13 protein-coding genes are annotated in these 18,007 nt (G+C 66.8%); 9 read left to right on the forward strand and 4 right to left on the reverse strand.

What is annotated here, in order from left to right; all coding sequences use genetic code 11:
• Nucleotides 1-75 precede the first annotated feature (75 nt).
• The 3 genes from PX554_RS06820 to PX554_RS06830 are packed head-to-tail and all read left to right on the forward strand — an operon-like array spanning nucleotide 76 to nucleotide 3,727.
• Nucleotides 76-1,461 carry an FAD-containing oxidoreductase gene (locus PX554_RS06820; RefSeq protein ID WP_275500109.1) on the forward strand — a complete coding sequence of 462 codons (1,386 nt, stop codon included), beginning with the start codon at nucleotides 76-78 and terminating at the stop codon, nucleotides 1,459-1,461.
• Complete coding sequence (locus PX554_RS06825; protein ID WP_275500111.1) at nucleotides 1,461-2,192, forward strand: aspartate/glutamate racemase family protein; 732 nt, start codon at nucleotides 1,461-1,463, stop codon at nucleotides 2,190-2,192. The genes PX554_RS06820 and PX554_RS06825 overlap by 1 nt, the downstream gene beginning before the upstream one ends.
• A complete protein-coding gene (locus PX554_RS06830) occupies nucleotides 2,189-3,727 on the forward strand; it encodes a retropepsin-like aspartic protease family protein (protein WP_275500113.1) in 1,539 nt (512 codons plus the stop codon). The genes PX554_RS06825 and PX554_RS06830 overlap by 4 nt, the downstream gene beginning before the upstream one ends.
• A gap of 47 nt (nucleotides 3,728-3,774) precedes the next feature.
• Here the strand turns inward: PX554_RS06830 and PX554_RS06835 are convergent, their stop codons facing one another.
• Genes PX554_RS06835 through PX554_RS06845 form a run of 3 tightly spaced genes read right to left on the reverse strand, consistent with a single transcriptional unit; the run spans nucleotide 3,775 to nucleotide 9,559 of the window.
• On the reverse strand, nucleotides 3,775-5,772 hold the full coding sequence (locus tag PX554_RS06835) for a glycoside hydrolase domain-containing protein (RefSeq protein WP_275500115.1): 1,998 nt from the start codon (nucleotides 5,770-5,772) through the stop codon (nucleotides 3,775-3,777).
• A gap of 35 nt (nucleotides 5,773-5,807) precedes the next feature.
• The gene (locus PX554_RS06840; RefSeq protein ID WP_275500116.1) at nucleotides 5,808-7,022 is read right to left on the reverse strand and encodes a YdcF family protein; all 1,215 of its coding nucleotides are present in this window, start codon (nucleotides 7,020-7,022) and stop codon (nucleotides 5,808-5,810) included.
• Nucleotides 7,019-9,559: a TonB-dependent receptor gene (locus tag PX554_RS06845; RefSeq protein WP_275500118.1), complete on the reverse strand. Its 2,541-nt coding sequence runs from the start codon at nucleotides 9,557-9,559 to the stop codon at nucleotides 7,019-7,021. The genes PX554_RS06840 and PX554_RS06845 overlap by 4 nt, the downstream gene beginning before the upstream one ends.
• Nucleotides 9,560-9,672: 113 nt before the next feature.
• Between PX554_RS06845 and PX554_RS06850 the strand changes: the two genes are divergently transcribed.
• From PX554_RS06850 to PX554_RS06875, 6 genes are all read left to right on the forward strand, one after another.
• Complete coding sequence (locus PX554_RS06850) at nucleotides 9,673-10,794, forward strand: ROK family transcriptional regulator (RefSeq protein WP_256326151.1); 1,122 nt, start codon at nucleotides 9,673-9,675, stop codon at nucleotides 10,792-10,794.
• A gap of 118 nt (nucleotides 10,795-10,912) precedes the next feature.
• Nucleotides 10,913-11,995 (forward strand): GAF domain-containing protein, encoded by a 1,083-nt coding sequence (locus PX554_RS06855; protein ID WP_275500123.1) that lies wholly within the window; start codon nucleotides 10,913-10,915, stop codon nucleotides 11,993-11,995.
• A gap of 428 nt (nucleotides 11,996-12,423) precedes the next feature.
• The gene (locus PX554_RS06860) at nucleotides 12,424-14,040 is read left to right on the forward strand and encodes a GMC family oxidoreductase (RefSeq protein WP_275500124.1); all 1,617 of its coding nucleotides are present in this window, start codon (nucleotides 12,424-12,426) and stop codon (nucleotides 14,038-14,040) included.
• Nucleotides 14,041-14,127: 87 nt separating this feature from the next.
• Nucleotides 14,128-14,889, forward strand: coding sequence for a response regulator transcription factor (locus tag PX554_RS06865; RefSeq protein ID WP_275500125.1), 762 nt, complete (start codon nucleotides 14,128-14,130; stop codon nucleotides 14,887-14,889).
• Nucleotides 14,890-15,152: 263 nt separating this feature from the next.
• The gene (locus tag PX554_RS06870; RefSeq protein WP_275500127.1) at nucleotides 15,153-16,004 is read left to right on the forward strand and encodes a proline iminopeptidase-family hydrolase; all 852 of its coding nucleotides are present in this window, start codon (nucleotides 15,153-15,155) and stop codon (nucleotides 16,002-16,004) included.
• A 163-nt stretch (nucleotides 16,005-16,167) separates the two neighbouring features.
• Nucleotides 16,168-16,995, forward strand: coding sequence for an alpha/beta fold hydrolase (locus PX554_RS06875; RefSeq protein ID WP_275500129.1), 828 nt, complete (start codon nucleotides 16,168-16,170; stop codon nucleotides 16,993-16,995).
• Between the two features lie 50 nt (nucleotides 16,996-17,045).
• On the opposite strand, the gene PX554_RS06880 is transcribed toward PX554_RS06875, so the two are convergent.
• Nucleotides 17,046-17,966, reverse strand: coding sequence for a LysR family transcriptional regulator (locus PX554_RS06880; protein ID WP_275500131.1), 921 nt, complete (start codon nucleotides 17,964-17,966; stop codon nucleotides 17,046-17,048).
• Nucleotides 17,967-18,007: the final 41 nt, after the last annotated feature.

Consider the following 18,007-nt stretch of genomic DNA (forward strand, 5'->3'; position numbering starts at 1 on the left):
GGGCCTGCCGGCTGCAGGCCCGTTGTCTTCCCCGGCGGCGCGTCGCGCCATGGCCAATATCGAGAGGTACCTCCCATGCGCAGCTTCGACGCGATCATCATCGGTGCCGGTCAGGCGGGGCCCGCGCTCGCCGGTCGTCTGAGCGAGGCGGGCCAATCGGTCGCCATCGTCGAACGCCATCATGTCGGCGGCACCTGCGTCAACACCGGCTGCCGGCCGACCAAGACGCTCGTTGCGAGCGCCTACGCCATGCATACCGCCCGACGGGGAGCGGAGTACGGGTTCACCGTCGCGGGGCCGATCGCCGCCGATATGAAGGCGGTGGCCGCCCGCGCCGACAAGATCATCCGCGAGGGCCGCGCCGGAAACGAAAATTGGCTGTTCGGCATGGCCAATGTCGAACTGGTTCGCGGTCATGCGCGCTTCGAGGCTTCCAACATCGTGGCGGTCGCAGGTGAACGGCTGACCGCGCCGCGTATCTTCATCAATGTCGGCGGTCGCGCGGTCGTACCCGACATGCCGGGCATTGGTGACGTTCCGATTCTCACCAATACCGACATCGTGGCGCTCGACACGCTTCCCCGGCACCTCGTGGTGATCGGCGGCAGCTACATCGGGCTGGAATTCGCGCAAATGTATCGCCGCTTCGGCGCGGCGGTCACGGTGGTCGAGCGGATGGGCCGGCTGATCGCGCGCGAGGACGAGGACGTGTCCCACGCCATGCGCGAGATCCTCGAGGCCGAGGGCATTTCGGTGCGAACGGACGCGGACTGTATCGGTTTCGCGCCCAAGGGTGATGATATCGAGGTGCGCGTGGACTGTGCCTATGATGCGCAGCCGGTTCTTGCCAGTCACGTGCTCATGGCCGTGGGACGACGGCCGAACACCGATGACCTCGGGCTGAACGCGACCGGCATCGCTCTCGACGCGCGCGGCTACATCACCGTGGACGACCAACTGCAGACCAACGTTCCGGGTGTCTGGGCACTCGGCGACTGCAACGGTCGTGGTGCCTTTACCCACACGGCCTACAATGATTTCGAGATCGTTGCCGCCAACCTGCTGGACCGGGAGGAGCGAGGCGTCAGCCAGCGGCTGCCGGGCTATGCGCTCTATACCGATCCGCCGCTCGCCCGCGCCGGCATGACCGATGCACAGGCGCTCGCGACGGGCCGGCCGCTTCTGCGCGCGACCCGGCCGATGAGCCGGGTCGGTCGAGCGGTCGAGAAGGGCGAGACGCAGGGGTTCATGAAGGTTGTGGCCGATGCGGAAACGCGCCGCATTCTGGGCGCGGCGATCCTCGGCACCGGCGGCGATGAGGCGATCCACGGGATCCTCGACATGATGAACGCCGACCAGCCGGTGGAGCAGCTTCGCTGGGCGGTGCCGATCCATCCCACCGTGTCGGAGCTGATCCCGACGGTGTTGCTCGATCTTCAGCCCTGGAAAGGAAACGCCTGATGCACATGATTGGCTTGATCGGGGGTATGAGCTGGGAAAGCTCGGCGGAATATTATCGCCTCCTCAACGAAGGCGCTCGCGCGCGCCTCGGTGCGACCGCCTCGGCGCGGTGTCTGCTCTGGTCGTTCGATTTCGCGGAAATCGAGGCGTTGCAACATGCCGGCGACTGGAGCCGCCTCACCGAGCGGATGGTGGACGCCGCCCGGCGGTTGGAGGCGGCCGGAACGGACCTGCTGCTGATCTGCACCAACACCATGCACCGGATGGCAAGCGACGTGCAAAGCGCCGTCGCCATCCCGCTGATCCACATCGCCGATCCGACGGCCGAGCGGATCGTGGCCGCCGGCTTCCGCAAGGTCGGGCTGCTCGGCACGGCGTTCACGATGGAGCACGACTTCTACAAGGGGCGGCTGACCGAACTTTACGGTCTGGAGGTGATCGTTCCCGACGCGGACGACCGGGCGACCGTGCATCGCATCATCTATGACGAACTGGTCGCAGGACGCATCGAACCCGCGTCGCGCGAGGCATACCGGGCGGTGATCGCGCGTCTCGTCGATGCGGGCGCCGAGGCGGTGATCCTTGGCTGCACCGAGATCATGCTGCTCGTGCGCCAGGAGGACAGCGCCGTGCCGATCTTCGACACCACCGCGATCCATGCGGACGCGGCGCTCGACCACGCGCTGGCGACCGACGCTCGCATTGATGCCGCGCAACGGACGATTACGTGAACAGCCAGAAGATGGTCGCGATGGACGGCCAACTCGGGGCGTTGCCGAAGGCGACGCGCCTCGTCCTGATGTCAGCATCAGCCTTGCTCCTCGTCGGTGCTGCGGCGCCTGAAGCGTGCTTCGCCGTCACGCTTCCGCCCGCTCTCGCGGAGGACGCCAGCGTCCGGCCGCCGGTGTTCGCCGCGCCGGCGACGCGCGAGAGCGCGACGAGCAGCGCAGTCGGCCTGGCGCCGACACGTCGCGTTTCCGTCGCGGCGCGCGATGTCGCCAGTTTCGGGGCGGGCCGCTCCGTGACGACCCAGGCCGCATCCGCACCAGCCGCGACCGTGCTGCCCGTCGATGCCGCCCTCGCGCGGTGGGACATGGCCGAGGCGCGCGCTCTTGCGGAAGCGATGCCCAAGGGAGCCGAGCGCTGCGCGGCGGAGGGCGCGATCGCCAGCCGCGACAATCGTCTCGATGAAGCGGCGAGATTGCTCCCGCCGTGCCTGGCGCTGCTCGAGCGAACCCGATCTCCTCGCGCGTACACAACTTTCGAGACGCTGCTCGACACATATCTCCGACGCGGTGCGTACAAAAAGGAATATGGGTTGATCGTGCGATGGCTCGACGCGCACGGCGACCGCACGGATCCCGACACGCTCGACGATCTGCGCAACCAACTCGGAACGGCGGCGCTGTTGCGCGACGTGCCCAGGCCCAGGGCGACGGGCAGCAGGACGGCAAGGTTGCACAGTTACCGCAACGTGTTGGGCACGCAGAATGTCGATCTGACGGTCGGCGGCGTCACGCTGCCGTGGATGATCGATACAGGCGCCAACTTCTCGGCCGTGTCCGAGAGCTCAGCCCGCCGGATGCACCTCACGGTTCGCGATACCCGCTACCATGTGGTCGGCGTGACGGGCCATTCGGTTTCTACCCGGATCGCCGTCATCGACAGATTTCCGGTCGGCGGCGTCATCCTTCGGAACGTGGTGGCGATCGTCATACCGGATGCAGCACTGCACATCCGGGCGCCGCGCGCCGACTATCAAATCGAGGCGATACTCGGCTGCCCTGCGCTGGCACAGCTCGGTCGGTTCCGGATCGACGCCGATGGCAGCTTCACGATTGATCGGAACGCGCCTCTGCTCCGCTCGGGAGCGAGGCTGTACATGAACGAGCTGACGCCGGTGGCCGAGGTGGAGATCGCGGGCCGTACGAGTCTGGTGAGCGTCGACACAGGCGCGAACCGAACCACGCTCCACGCGAGCTATGCTGCCCGGTTCGGGGATCGCGCCCGCCTTTGGTCAACGAAGCGGGAAACCTCGCTCGGCCTGGGCGGCGGCGGCGAAGGAACTGTGACGGTCGAGCCGCACCTAACGATGGGGGCAGGTACGGCAACAGTCACAGAGCACGATGTGGCCGTCACTCTGGAGGGGGACAAGGCGGCCCCCGTTCTCGGCAATCTTGGACAGGCGGCATTGACCGCGAACGGCAGCTATACCTTCGATTTCCGTTCGATGCGGCTGCTGCTAGGACGAGAGGCTGCGGATTGACACGTTGCTCGGCCGAAAGTCGCCCTGGCACCGAGGTCTTAGGCATTTCACGCGGCGCGCAGGCTGGTCGTGATCGTCAACTCCCCGCCGCGCAGAAGATCACCGTGCGTGAGCCGGAACTGCGGAAGGTCGCGCCCATTGAACCGGGCCTGCACGATGGCGCCGCCCTCTGGCCCGACGCGCCGGATCGTCAACCGCCGGCCGTTGCCGAGGTCGAGCCGGATGCGCTCGAACGCCGGAACCGTCAGCATATACCAAGGCTCGCCGGGCACCAGCGGATACAGGCCGAGCGTCGCGAACACGTACCATGCCGTCATGCCGCCGGCATCATCGTCCATCCCGTCGGCGAACCCCTGCGGCGATAACGCGAAGCTGCGCCCAACGAACGGCACCGGCAGCTTGCCGCTGTTGGTGTACGGGTGCGCGATCGGTTTGGTCAGGATCGTTCGGACCGAGTCCGCTGTGGCCTGCGGCTCACCCAGCGCGGCGAACATCCACGGCACCTGAATGTCGGGCTCGTTGGTCATGTTGAACAGGCCGGCATCGAAGAAATGGTGCAATTGCTTCAGGAGGCGGTCGCGGCCGACAGTCTCCGTCATCCACGGCAAGTCGAAGACCGGCGCCCAGCGATATTGCCACAGCGTCCCCTGATACAGGCCCCGCGCCTTGACGATGTCACCGTCCGCGCCGGGCACCTCGAACACGGATCGCCACATCGCACGATAGGAACGCGCTTTGGCGGTGAACGTCGTCGCGACATCGGCGCGACCGAGATCGCGCGCGAGTTCGGCGGTCGCCCAATCGTCGTAGGCGGCCTCGATCTGCTCGTCGGGTGTTCCGCGCTTGAGCCGGTCGCTATCGGCCACCATGCCGGCAAGCGCGGCGTTCGCATCGACAGCGACACCCTTGCGGTATAGGTCGAGCAGCGCGATGCCGGCATGCTCGGTTCTGACCGTCAGGAACGGTTCGTTCCGGGTCGACCATTGCGGCTTGCCGGCCGCGTAAAGCGCGACCAGGGATCGCGCGATGTCGGCGCTGCGCTCGGGCTGGACGAGCGCGAGCAGCGGCAGTTGCGTGCGGTAATTGTCCCAAAGCGACCAGTTGGTGAAATGAGTCTCCCCGGCGGGCGATGTCATCACCTGGCCGTTGCTGTCGCGGTAGCGGCCGTCCGGATCGGTGATCGCGACAGGCGTTTCCATGACGCGGTAGAGCGAGGTGTAGAACAGCGCGCGTCGCTCGCGCGGCCCGGACGGCACGATCCGCCGAAGGATGCGGTTCCACCTCGCGCGCGTGTCCGCCGCCACGGCGGCGAGCGACCGCCCACCGATTTCGCGGTCGCGGGTCATGGCGGCACCGGCGCCATCGACGCTCGACAAGCCGGTGCGCACCTCAACCGTGTCACCAGCTCTGGCGACGAGTTTCAGCGTCGCGAGGTCGGCCGGGCCCGCCGACAGCCGCTGGTGGATCAGGCGCCCGTTGACACGGATTTGGCTGGCGCTGTGCAGATGATACGCGCCGGCGTCGCAGACCGTTCCCGCGACCAGATCGGCACGAAGGTCGTCGCTGGTCAGGCTTTCCCATCGCGCGGCCAGCCGCTTCGAATAGCTGTGTCTGGGGTCAACCCGCAGATCGACGGTTCCCGCGCGCGGCAGCGTGAAGCGCAGCACGCCGGCGCCGCGCGTCGCCGCCATTTCGGCGAGGATGCCGCCGTCGTAGCGGACGCGGTAGGTGCCGGGGCGTGCGGCCTCGCTCGCCTTGTCGAGCGCGCTCGCGCCCGGCTGGTCGGCATAGCGTAGCGAAATAATCAGGTCGCCGCCAGCGCCGCCACAGCCGACCCCGACCCCGCGCGTGTGCGAGAAGCCGAGCAGCGCCGTCGCCGCATAATCGTAGCCCGCGTGATTGGCCGGGCTGGTATCGGGCCCGAGCTGGACCATGCCGAACGGCGCGACCGCGGCGGGCGAAAGCTGGCCGAAATCGGCGAGCGAACCGACGAAGGGATCGACCAGCTCCGCCGGTGTCTCGCGCGCGGCGGCTGGGTTCGCCACGGCGAGCAACCCACAGCTCAGGAGGTGTTTCGCGGTCATGGGTCGAGCGGGTCTCGCGGGTCTTGCCGCAGCGACAGGCGCGACGGACGGAATTCCAGATCATAGAGCGACAGGCGGCGCCCGACCGTTCCGGGCAGATACCCGAGCTCGGTACGGTTGCGGTCGGCGAAGAGCGCACTTTCGATATACGCGCTCTGCTCGGCGTCGGTCACGATCAGCGCCGGCCGGTCGATCGGAATGCCAAGCGCGACCATGCGCCGCGTCGCGTTGCGCAGGTTGGTCGTCGTGTGTCGGGCATAGGGTTCGAGGATGATGCGATCGGCGGGTATCCCGTAGCGTACGATCAGCGCGCGGCGCATCTCGACCGCTTCGACGAAGCGCGTCCCACGCGGATGGACCGCGCTGCCCGAAACGAGGATGAAAGGCGCGAGACCCTCGCGATAGCGCTGGGCGGCGAGCAGGAGGTGGAGCTTGCCGCGCGGACTGAGCATCGTCGCCTCATCCTCTGGGCCGACGCCCGGAACGATCAGCAACGGATAGCGGTATGCCGACCAGCGGGTACGCGCGGCGGCGGCGCGCACACCGGCGTTTTCGCGCCGATCGAGCGGCTCGAACCGGATCGCCGCCGTCGCATCGTTCGCGTCGAGCAGCGCGAGCGCCAGCCGCATCCCCGCCGCGAGGGTCTCCGGCGGCGCGTCCGATCCCGCGCGTGCGGTGTCGATCGCGACCTTGACGCTGTCGGTGAAGAACGGCGTTCCGGCGGCGAAGACCGGCGCGTCGATCTTCGGATACCGGCCCGCCGCACCAAGGCCGTACACCCGCAGAATGCCGTTCAGACCGGCCAGTTCCCGGTCGAGCGCGGCAGCGAGATCGGGGTCCGAGTCCGGCACGAGTGGCGGCAAGGCCCCGCTACGCGTCAGCCGATCGAGCGCGCGTCCGAACGTCTCGCGCTCCTGATCGGTCCAGAGCATCGCCTCGACGAGACATGCTGGCGCGGCGGCACAGGCGGCGATCCGAGCCGCGCGTGCCGCGCGTAACGCGGCGACACCAGCATCGCCGTCGAGCGCACGCGTCCGTGCCGGCGAACGCGTCACCGCGCCGAGCACCGGGAACAGCCGCGCCGACAAGCCATCGACAACCGTGTCGGTGACCGCTGCCGTTGTCGGCGGCTGCACATCCGCCGGCGGGGCGGCGGCGCCGGCCAGCGACATCCCCGCCACCGCGGCGAGCAACGCGCGCGGAACCGTCACCAGGACTTGCTGAGCACGAACCGAACGTTGCGGCCGAAGATCGGACGGCCATAGATCGCGTCGGCGGTACCCTGACCGCTCAACTGATCGGTCCGTGTATTGCCTTCCGTCAGGCCGTGCGCGTTGAAGATGTTGTCGCCGACCACCTGCATCTGCCAGGTGCCGCGCGTCAGCGTAACGCCCGCGCCGACGGTCTGATAAGCCGGCAGCGCCGTGTTGTTGAAGAAATCGACATAGCGTTTGCCGACATATTCGTAGCGTCCGTAAATCTGGACGTCGGTGCCCGCGAGATCGAAATCGACCGACGGACGCACGTTGCCATAAACCTTCGGCTCGCGAACGATCTGGTTGCCCTCCACGTCGCCGGGGCTCGCGCCGTTGGCATTGGTCAGGCTCTTGTACTTCGGATCGCTGATGGTCAGCGCGCCGGTCACGGCGAAGCCATAAGGCAGCGCGAGATTGCCGTCGATTTCGACGCCCTTGATGTCCGCCTTGCCGACGAACGGAACCGACTGATCGTTGCGGCCCGTCACCGGATCGAGCGCGACGAACGAAGCGTTGAGCGGATCGTAACGGGTATAGAAACCGATCAGGTACAGATAGGAGCGCCCGAACGCGGCCTTAAACCCGACCTCATATTGGTTCGCCTTGGAGGTGAGGATCGTCGGGTTGATCTGATAGGTGACCTGGGTCGATGGTGGCGTCTCGAGGTGCGAGGCGCGCGCATAGGCACCCAGATGCGGGGTGACATCATAGTTGATACCGGCGGTCCAGTTGGTGATGTCGGGCTTGAGCTTCGACGAGATGACCTGCCCGGTGAACGCGCGCACGCTGTTGTCGGCCAGCGTCGTGCGATCGCCGAGATCGACCGACGTCGTCGCGAATGCATAGCCGCTGAAGCTGTAGCGTTCGTGGCGGATGCCGCCGTCGATTGTCAGCCCCTTCAGCACCTCCCAGGTGTCGTTCGCATACAGCGCGTACATCGAGGCGTCGGTGTTGCCTCGGTTGAGCGTGGTCGTATAGCGCAGCACGCCCTTGTCTGTCACCGAGCCGAGCGCCTGGCCGGCAGCGTTGTAGGCGATCAGGTCGAGCGTGCGCGGCTTGCCGCGGACCTCGAGCAGATAGTCCTGATAGGCGACCTCGTTGGTTTCACCATATAGGCTGCCATACACGCCGACGCGCAGGTCGTGTGTACCGAACCCGGTCGTGATCGACCGCGTGACGCTCACATCGCCTTGCGTCGAATAGAATTTGGATACGACATCCCGGAACTGGCCGGGCACGACCAACCCCGAGGCCGCGTTGGGATCATAGACCTCGCTGCCGTTGGTACCCGCGATCGCATAGCCGAGCCGGCTGACACCGGCACCGAACGCGGTGCGCGCGGCGCTCAGATAGCTGCCGGCAAATGCGTTGGCGTCGGATGGATTCGAGGTCGAATATAGCGCGTCGAAATGCAGCTTGCCGACGCTGACTCCGCCCTTGGCGGCAATCTTCCAGCCGTCGATATCGGTGTCGTACTGCACGCCGAGATTGCCGAATTCGGTATGGCGACCGTTGCCGAGATCGGCGCCGACCGTACGCGTGGTGCCATCGGCCTGGCGATAGCGGATCGTCGCGTCGCGGAGCGCCGGCGAGTTCATCGTACCGCTGAAATAGTCGATATACTGGTTGAGCGATTTGCTCGGATCGCGCGGATCGGCGGTCGGGATCGGCAGATAAAAGACGTTGTGGTCGTTGAGATAATTGATCGAAACGCGCAGCGAGCCGGTCGCGAAGTCGTGTTTGATGTTCGCCCGGATCTGGCCGCCGCGATCGTTGGGGAAGCCGTTGTCACGATAGCCGTCGTGCTGGCGGATGAAACCGCCGATCGCATAATAGGTGGAATCGTCGATCGGGCCGGACTGATAGCCATCGAGCCGGTAGAGGCCGGTGTCGCCGAGCGTGATCTGGGCCTTGCCGCGCGGGGTGGAGGTGCCCGACACGGTGATGTTGTTGACGATCGCCGCAGCGTAGCTCGCATACACCGGCGCTGGGCCGCCGCGCACGACCTCGACCCGCTGCGTCATGAGATCAAAGCGGTTGAGATCGTCGCCGCGGAAGAAATTGCCGTCGTTTTCGTGGAACAGCGGCAACCCATCCTGCTGGAAGGTGACGAGGCCGCCGTCGCTTGGCAAGCCGCGCAGGCGGAAGATGTTCTGAACCTCGCCCCCGGTGTTCTCCACCGCAAAGCCCGGCAGCTTGCCGAGCAGGTCGGCGAAGTTGACCGGCGCAAGCTTCTGGATGTCCGCGTTGCTGAGCGAATTGACCGCGTAAGAAACGTCGAAGCGACGCTGCTGGCGGGCCGATCCGGTGACGATGATGTCCGCGGTCATCTCCGGGGTGGCGGTCGCACCGGGCGCCTGCGCGCCGTCTGCGGTCCCGCTTGCAACCGCGTCGCCGGGCACCACCGGCCCGGTCTGCGCCGACGCTGGAGAATAAGCCGCGATGCTCAGCGCCGCGAAGGCGCACCCCGTGCGCAAGCCGTATTTCGTCATAATCGTCCACCCTGTTCTCTTATGCGACAGCGGCTGGACGCCCAATGTGACAATTTTAATTAATTTCACGAAATATATTAATGCGCTACGCGGAATCGCGAAGGAGCGTGGCGGTGGTGGCATTCTCGGGATTGCGGCTCGACGAGGACGAACGGCGGATCGTGAATGTTCTGCGGTCCCATGGCCCACGGTCGCGCAAGGATCTCGCGACCAAGCTCGACATGAGTGCATCGAAACTCACGCGCCTGTCGGGCACCTTGCTCGCGCATGGCCTGATTGCGGAAAGTCCAGGTGCGGAGCCGATGACGCCGGGCCGGCCGGCGGTGCCGTTGTGCATCTCACCCGCCGCCGGCTATGCGGTCGGCGCGGTGGTGCATCGCGGGCTGATAGAAGTCGCGCTGGTCGATTATGCGGGCGGTGTGATCGCGCATTGCTCGCATCCGTTCGAGGATCCCGATCCGAAAGCGTTCGCGCTCCGGGTGATGGCGACGATGCACGAGTTGGCGATCGCGCACAGGCTGCTTGGCTGGCGATTGCTCGGCGTGGGCGTCGGCGTGCCGGGCGCCGCGCTGTCACCGGACGGCGCCCGGCGCTGGACCGTCGATAGCCTGGCGGCATGGCGCGGCGTCGATCTGAAGGCGCTGTTCGAGGAACAGATCGGTCACGATGTCTGGATCGAGAACGATGCCAACGCGGCCGCGCTGGCGGAATATTATGTCGGCGGGCTGATGAGGCGCTGTTCCACCGCCGTGGTGATCCTGCTCGGCCACGGGATCGGCGCGGGCATCATCGTCGATGGCCGCATCCTGCGCGGTGCGACCGCGAGTGCGGGCGAGGTCGGCAGCCTGTATCCGGTCGACCAACCGCGGCCGTCCACGCTCGATCTTCTTTCCACGCTGCGCAGCGAAGGGTGTCCGATCCATTCGCTACTGGATTTCGATGTCGTCACACGCGGCTATGAGGCGGTCGTTGCCCGGTGGGTCGAGCGGGCCGCACATCAGATCGCACCGATCATCAACTGGGGCCTGGCCTGGATCGACCCCGGCGAGTTCGTCATCTCCAGCCCTCTGCCCAACCGCATCCTGACCGCACTGGTCGACCGCATCGATTACGGCACAATGCGGATCGGCGACCATGTCGGCACGGCGCCGCGCATCTCGGTCTCGACGCTGGAGGGTAGCGCGGCGACGCTCGGCGCGGCGTTGCTACCGATCCATGCAACGACGATTGGGTAAGGAGGGCGCGCCCTTTAAGTTGCCGATTCTATCAGTATATCGACGCCCATACCGCTCGAGCAGATTGGAGAGCCGCACGAGGGTTGCGACGGGTCCGGCGGGTCAGGGAGTCGCAAGCGTGACGAAGGACATTTTGACCACGGCCGACGTCGCCAAATTGCTGGGCGTTTCGGTACGCACCGCGCAGGTGCTGATCGAGGGTGGGGCGATCCCCTCCTGGAAGACGCCGGGCGGCCACCGGCGGGTCTATCACGCGGATGTGCTGGCGCTGATCGACAGCAAGCAGTCGCCGGCGGAAACCGAAACCTCCGCGATCCTCGTCGTCGTTGCCGCGAACGACCGGCTGCCCGACTATCGCGCCGCCGCCGAGAACGCCGCCGACTTCTCGATCGACTATTTCGATGACGTGCTCGCCGCGCTGGTGACGATCGGCTCGGTGCGGCCCTTCGGCGTGCTGGTCGACTGCGTATCGGGACTGAACAGCGAGCCGCTGTTGCGGAGCCTGGCGGCGGACAAGACGATCTCGGCGACCCGCATCATTGCGGTCGGCAACGAAGCGGACGTGCCCGCAGATCTCGCCGCCCGCGTCAGCCACGCCGCGACGCCCGCGCAGGCGCTGGCGACGCTACGGGGATCGGCATTCGCCGCCGACGACGCCGGGCTCGCTGACTGGGGCGTCGCCTTCCCGGTCTCGCGGGACGAGCGGCGGCGGCTGATGGCGGTCGAGCGCTCGGGCCTGCTCAACTCCGAGAATGAAGAGGGTTTCGACCGGCTGACCTGGCTCGCCGCGCAGACCCTCGACACCCCGATCGCGCTGCTCACGCTGCTCACCCCCACCAAACAATGGTTCAAATCGAAGGTCGGTCTCGACATGGCAGACACGCCACGGAGCTGGGCTTTTTGCAACCACACGATCCTGCAGCGCGAGGTGTTCACCGTGCCGGATCTCTCCGCCGATCCGCGCTTCGCCGACAATCCGGCGGTGGCGGGGGAGCCTCGCTTCCGCTTCTATGCCGGCGCGCCGGTGGTGGATGATGACGGCTTCATCGTCGGCGCGCTGTGCGTGATCGACCGCAAGCCGCGCGTGATCGGCGAACGCGAGATGAAGACGATCCAGGCGCTGGCCGCCATCGCTTCGGACGAAGTGCGGCTCCGCGCGCTCGACCGGAAATTGCGTTCCGCGACGCACTCCAGGCGCTAACTTTCTCACCGCGCGGCTCGACGGTCGCACGCCGGCCGTCGTCGAGAACGGCCATCCCCCGCACCGATGGCCGCCGGGGCGCCGCAGGGCCGCGCTGTCGCGACGCCACCCCTCGCGACCGGCTGCTCCACGAGCACAGCCATAGCCGGATACGCTACTGTAACACGTCTGTAACCAAATTCACAATCCGCTAGTATTGCCATATTTGATAGAATTGATATTCCGATCGCACCGGAGGCGAAATCCCGAATCGAATCCCCTTCGGAACGCCGGGCGAGCGGGGGCGACAACCCCTCCGGTCGGCGGCGCGATCGAGTGAGAGCCACCTTCCCTTGGTGCGGCCGGCGGCGTGTCCCACGCCCTCACCGCGCTCGCGGACACGCGTGCCTCCTTCCTGATCGCGCATCAGCCATTCGAAGGAGTTGATGATGACCCAAGCCAATCCCGCCGAGCAGGCCGCGTTTCTCCGCCGCGCTGCTGAAAACCAAAGCCGCCTCACCGCCAACATCAAGCCGGCCTATGACTTCATCGTCTGCGGCGCCGGTTCCTCCGGCTCGGTCGTCGCGCGGCGCCTCGCCGAGAACGCGGCCGTTCAGGTTCTGCTGGTCGAAGCCGGCGGCAGCGACGAGGCCGAAGCCGTGCTCGACCCCGCGCTGTGGCCGACCAACCTCGGCACCGAACGCGACTGGGGCTTCACCGCCGAGCCGAACCCGCATCTAGGCGGCCGCGCGCTGTCGATGTCGATGGGCAAGGGGCTGGGCGGCGGCTCCAGCGTCAACGTGATGGTCTGGGCGCGTGGCCACCGCAACGACTGGGAGCATTTCGCCGCGGAGGCGGGCGATGCGCGCTGGAACTACCAGAACGTGCTCGACATCTATCGCCGCATCGAGAACTGGCAGGGCGCGCCCGACCCCAGCCATCGCGGCACGGGCGGTCCGGTCTGGGTGCAGCCCGCCGCCGATCCGAGCCCGGTCGCGCACGCGCTGCTCGACGCGGCGCGCGAACTCGGCATCCCCACCTATGACAGCCCCAATGGTCGCATGATGGAGAGCGAGGGCGGTGCGGCGATCACCGACATGATCGTGCGCGACGGCCGCCGCGAGTCTCTCTTCCGCGCCTATGTGCGGCCCTATCTCGACCGCCTCAACCTCACCGTGCTGACCGGCGCCACGGTCGAGCGGGTCGCGTTCGAAGGACACCGCGCCGTCGGCATCGACATCGTGCGCGGCGGCGAACGTCGGCGGATCGGGGCCGGGCACGAAGTGGTGCTCGCAATGGGCGCGATGCAGACGCCCAAGGTGCTGATGCATTCCGGCATCGGCGACGAGGCCGAGCTGCGCCGGGTGGGCATTCCCGTCCGCCAGCACCTGCCCGGCGTGGGCGCCAACCTGCAGGACCATGTCTCGTTCGGCTGCACCTGGGAATATGCCGAGCCGATCGCCCCGCGCAACAACGGCAGCGAGGCGACGATATACTGGAAGAGCCGCCCCGAGCTGACTGCGCCCGACCTGTTGTTCTGCCAGGTCGAGTTCCCGGTGCCGAGCGAGCGGAGCGCCGCGCGCGGGGTGCCTGAGCATGGCTGGACGATGTTCGCCGGACTCGCCCAGCCGCACAGCCGCGGGCGGCTGCGGCTGCGCAGCGACGATCCGGCCGCCGCGTTGCGGATCGACGCCAACATGATGTCGGATCCCGCCGACATGACCGCGGCGCTGGCGTGCATTGAACTCTGCCGCGCTCTCGGCAATGCCGAGGCGTTCCGACCGCTGGTGCGCGGCGAGGCGATGCCCGGCACCCTGCGGGGCGAGGCGCTGAAGGACTATGTGCGCGAATCGGCGGTGACCTATTGGCACCAGACCTGCACGGCGAAGATGGGCCGCGACAGCATGTCGGTGGTCGATGGCGAGCTGCGCGTCTACGGCATCGACGGGCTGCGCATCGCCGACGGCTCGATCATGCCGCGCGTGACGACGGGCAACACCCAGGCCCCGTGCGCGATCATCGGCGAGCAGGCCGCGGCCAGCCTGCGCGCGACGCATCGGATCTAGCCGTCCGGCCAAGATCGGTGTGCCCGCCGCCGGGCGGGCACACCGCCTCGCTCCCCACCCCGGCGCGAGCCTTTGCGGAGTCCTCCAATGTACCGCTTCCCGATGCATGCTTTCCCGGAACCGGCCTGTCGCGCGACCAGCGTCGGCCGGATCCTCGTCATCGACGAGGACGAGCGCGGCCGGGACCGCATTCTATCCTATCTGCGCGATCGTCGCTGGACGTCGATCGGTTCCGGCCCGCGCGATGTCGCGCATCAATTGCACAGCCGGCAACTGAGCCTCGTCGCGCTGAGCGCGCGGCTGAGCAGCCGCAACGCACTCGACGTGCTGCGCGAGATCCGAAGCCGCTCGAACGTGCCCGTGATCCTGTACGACGACGGCGCCGCCGATAGCGTGAGCACGATCGTGGGGCTGGAACTCGGCGCCGACGACGTCCTTTCGGGCGCGCTGAACCTCGCGGAACTGATGGCGCGCACCCGCGCGGTGCTGCGGCGGCAGGAACTGGGCCGCGTCATCGGCGCGCCCTTGCGCGGCGGCTATCGCTTCTCGGGCTGGGAGATGCGCCACGCCGAGCGCGCGCTGGTCGCGCCCGATGGCACCGCCGTCGATCTCACCAAAAGCGAGTACAGTCTGCTCGCCGCGCTGCTCGAAGCCCCCGGGCGGTCGCTGTCACGCGTCCATCTGATGCGCGCCACCCGTGCGCATGACGATATCTTCGATCGGAGCGTCGACGTGCAGGTGCTGCGCCTGCGCAAGAAGCTGGCGCGGGTGCCGGGCGGCGAGGGCCTCATCAAGACCGAGCGTGGCTTCGGCTATCGACTTGAGGCGGAGGTGGAGGCGCTGTTCTGACGACGCCCGCGTCAGGCCGCGCCATGCGTGTACAAAGTTACCGGAGTAACGCGTCGACGTTTGCCCGCGCCATCATCGCCCCGTATGCGCCGCGACGTGGAAATACAGCGTGGTGGGCACGATTGCGACGGGGGGCGGCAGTGACAACGAGGCGTGAGTTTCTGACGTACGGGGCCTTGGCCGGATTGGGCGCCGCGACGTGTTCGGTTCCGCTGCGGGCGGCAACCACGCCTGCCGATACCGGCGGGGTGCAGTGGATCCGGTTGTCCAATGGTCATCGGGTCTGGACGCAGCGGCTCGGACGCGGACCGAAGAAGATTCTGCTGCTGCATGGCGGCCCGGGTCTGTCGCACGATTACATGCAGTGCTTCGCGGATTATCTGCCGAAGGCCGGGTATGAATTGTATTTTTACGATCAGCTCGGTTGCGGGCGTTCGGACAAGCCGGACGATACCCGTCTATGGACGCTGCCCCGCTATCTCGATGAGGTGGAGCAGGTCCGCGCCGGGCTCGGCCTCGATCATATGATCCTCGCAGGGCATAGCTGGGGCGGCATCCTCGGCATCGAATATGCGCTCCGGCATCCCGAGCGGCTGCGCGGCTTCGTCCTGTCGGACATGGCGGCCAGCTTCGGCGACTACGGACGCTATACGCGTCAACTGCGCGATCAGCTTCCCGCCCCGGTCAAGGCGCGCTTGGAGACCCTGGAGAAGGCCGGCCAGCAGGGCGGCGACGAATATAGCGGCATCATCCAGCGCGAGCTTTACGCGCGCTATATCTGCCGGCTCGACCCCTGGCCCGAGCCGGTGCTCCGCAGCCTCGGCGGGATCAATCCGGTCATCTACAACCAGATGCAGGGGCCGGACGAGTTCACGTTGACCGGCAATCTGCGCGATTGGGATCGATGGGCGGATCTGCCCCGCATCCAGACGCCAACGCTCGTGATGGGCGCGCGCTACGATGAAATGGACCCGCAGAGCATTCGACGCGAGGCGCAGCTCATCCCGCATTCGTCGCTCTTCATCAGCGAGACCGGCAGCCACCTCGCCATGTGGGACGATCAAAAGGCGTATTTCGCGGCGCTGCTCGGCTTTTTGCGGACATTGCCTGCCTGACGGTCAGCCATCAGCGAATGTTACAGGCGTCGCCATGTTCCTGTGTCTCCGTTTGCTGAGTGCGCATAGAGCCGATGGGAGGATCCAAGGATACTCGGCGGATGCTTTGGCGGCAGATCGCCCCGCTCCGCCCCCTATATCTATCTGCCTGTGAGACCCGACCATGAAATTCGCTGAGCACGAGATCGAGCTGGAAGGCTCGACCATGAATGTCCTTGTCGCCGGCACCGGCCCCACCGTCCTGCTCGGCCACAGTTACCTGTTCGATTCGAGGATGTGGTCGCCCCAGCTCGAAGCGCTCAGCGCGCGCTATCGCGTGGTTGCTCCTGACATGTGGGGTCATGGTCGTTCGGGCAAGATGCCGGCCGACACGCGCGATATCGCTGATCTCGCTCGTCAGCACCTGTCGCTGATGGACTATCTCGCGATCGATCGATGCGCGGTGATCGGGCTGTCGCTGGGTGGCATGTGGGCGGCGGAACTGGCGTTGATGGCGCCGGAGCGGGTCAGCGCGCTCGTCATGATGGATACCTCGCTCGCCGCCGAACCGGCACCCTCGCGTGACGCCTACTTCGGCATGCTCGCCGCGGTCGAACAGGCGGGCGTGATCCCGCCGCCGGTCGTCGCGACCGCATTGGATATGTTCTTCTCACCAGCCATCGACACACACTCCCCCGGTTGCCGCGAGGATGTCGCCACGCGCCTGCGCACCTGGAATTCCGCGAGGCTGCTCGACAGCGTCGTCCCACTCGGACGGATGACCTTCGGCCGGCGCGAGGCGCTTGCGGCCTTGAGCACCCTGACCATGCCGACGCTCGTCGCCACGGGCGCCGATGACAAGGCCCGTCCAGCAGCCGAAGGGCGCGCCATGGCGGAGCAGATCGGCTGCCGCTTCAGCCTGATCCCCGACGCGGGACACATCGCCAACTTGGAAGCACCCGACTACGTGGAGCGATTGCTGCTCGATTTCCTCGCCGAAGCGCTCGCCTGACGGCGGATGTCCGGATTGACCGCTGCGGGTCGGTCCGGACATGCCGGCAGCTACTGACGGTAATCGGCGAATGCGTCCATCAACTGGTTGCGCCACCAGGCATGCGCCGGATCATGATGAAACCTGGGGTGCCACCACATATAGGCTTCCGCTCTTTCGAACTCGAGCGGCACATCGACGACCTTCAGACCCAAACGCTCTACGCCCCGCCGCGCCATCGAGACCGGCACCGTCGCGATCATGTCCGAGTTCGCGACGAACATTCCCGCGGCCGAAAAATTCGGAACCGTGACGACGACGCGACGGGTTCGCCCGACCGCCCGGAGCGCTGAATCGACGAGTCCCTCCCCCAGCCCGGCGGTGCTGACCAGTACGTGGGGAAAGGCGAGGAAATCCTCCAGCGTCCATAGGCTCTTCCCGCCGAGCGGGTGATGCGCGGCCACGACGCTGACGAGCGGTTCGGAAATGATCCGGCTGCGCATCAATTCGTCGTCGAGCGCCAGTCGGCCTTCCATCTCGGCGCCGGCCAGCACCAGATCCAGCCGCCCGCTCGCCAAATCCGCCTGAAGTCCGGAGCGAACGCCGCTGATCCTGAAGTCGAGATGTGGCCAAAGCCGCCGTGCGGTACCGATCAACCGGGGCATGGCGGTAATCAGCGGCAAGTCCGCACAGACGAGCGAGAACGTGCGGCGGGAGTCCTCCGGGTCGAATTCGACGGTCTGATTGAGGACGCCCGCCAGCGCGTTGAGCCCCGATTGAAGTGCGGGCCGTAACGCTTGCGCGAGCGGAGTCGGCTGCAGACTGCCACCGACGCGTACGAAGAGCGGGTCGGAAAAGCGTGTCCGAAGCGCTCTTAGCGAGTGGCTGACCGCCGATGGACTGACGGTGAGACGGCTGGCGGCGTGCTTGACGCTGCCCGTCTCCAAGAGAGCATGAAGCACCCGCAGAAGTCTCAGTTCGAACTCGTTCAACGTGTTATCTCACCCAATGGGCGGCCGGCACGGCGCGCCAC

The organism is Sphingomonas pollutisoli (assembly GCF_029167165.1).
GTDB lineage: Bacteria > Pseudomonadota > Alphaproteobacteria > Sphingomonadales > Sphingomonadaceae > Sphingomonas > Sphingomonas pollutisoli.

What these genes read in the sequence shown, in the direction of transcription:
- PX554_RS06845 (WP_275500118.1), bottom strand. Translation starts at nt 9,559, where the DNA reads ATGACGAAATACGGCTTGCGCACGGGGTGCGCCTTCGCGGCGCTGAGC.
- PX554_RS06820 (WP_275500109.1), top strand. Translation starts at nt 76, where the DNA reads ATGCGCAGCTTCGACGCGATCATCATCGGTGCCGGTCAGGCGGGGCCC.
- PX554_RS06875 (WP_275500129.1), top strand. Translation starts at nt 16,168, where the DNA reads ATGAAATTCGCTGAGCACGAGATCGAGCTGGAAGGCTCGACCATGAAT.
- PX554_RS06825 (WP_275500111.1), top strand. Translation starts at nt 1,461, where the DNA reads ATGCACATGATTGGCTTGATCGGGGGTATGAGCTGGGAAAGCTCGGCG.
- PX554_RS06865 (WP_275500125.1), top strand. Translation starts at nt 14,128, where the DNA reads ATGTACCGCTTCCCGATGCATGCTTTCCCGGAACCGGCCTGTCGCGCG.
- PX554_RS06860 (WP_275500124.1), top strand. Translation starts at nt 12,424, where the DNA reads ATGACCCAAGCCAATCCCGCCGAGCAGGCCGCGTTTCTCCGCCGCGCT.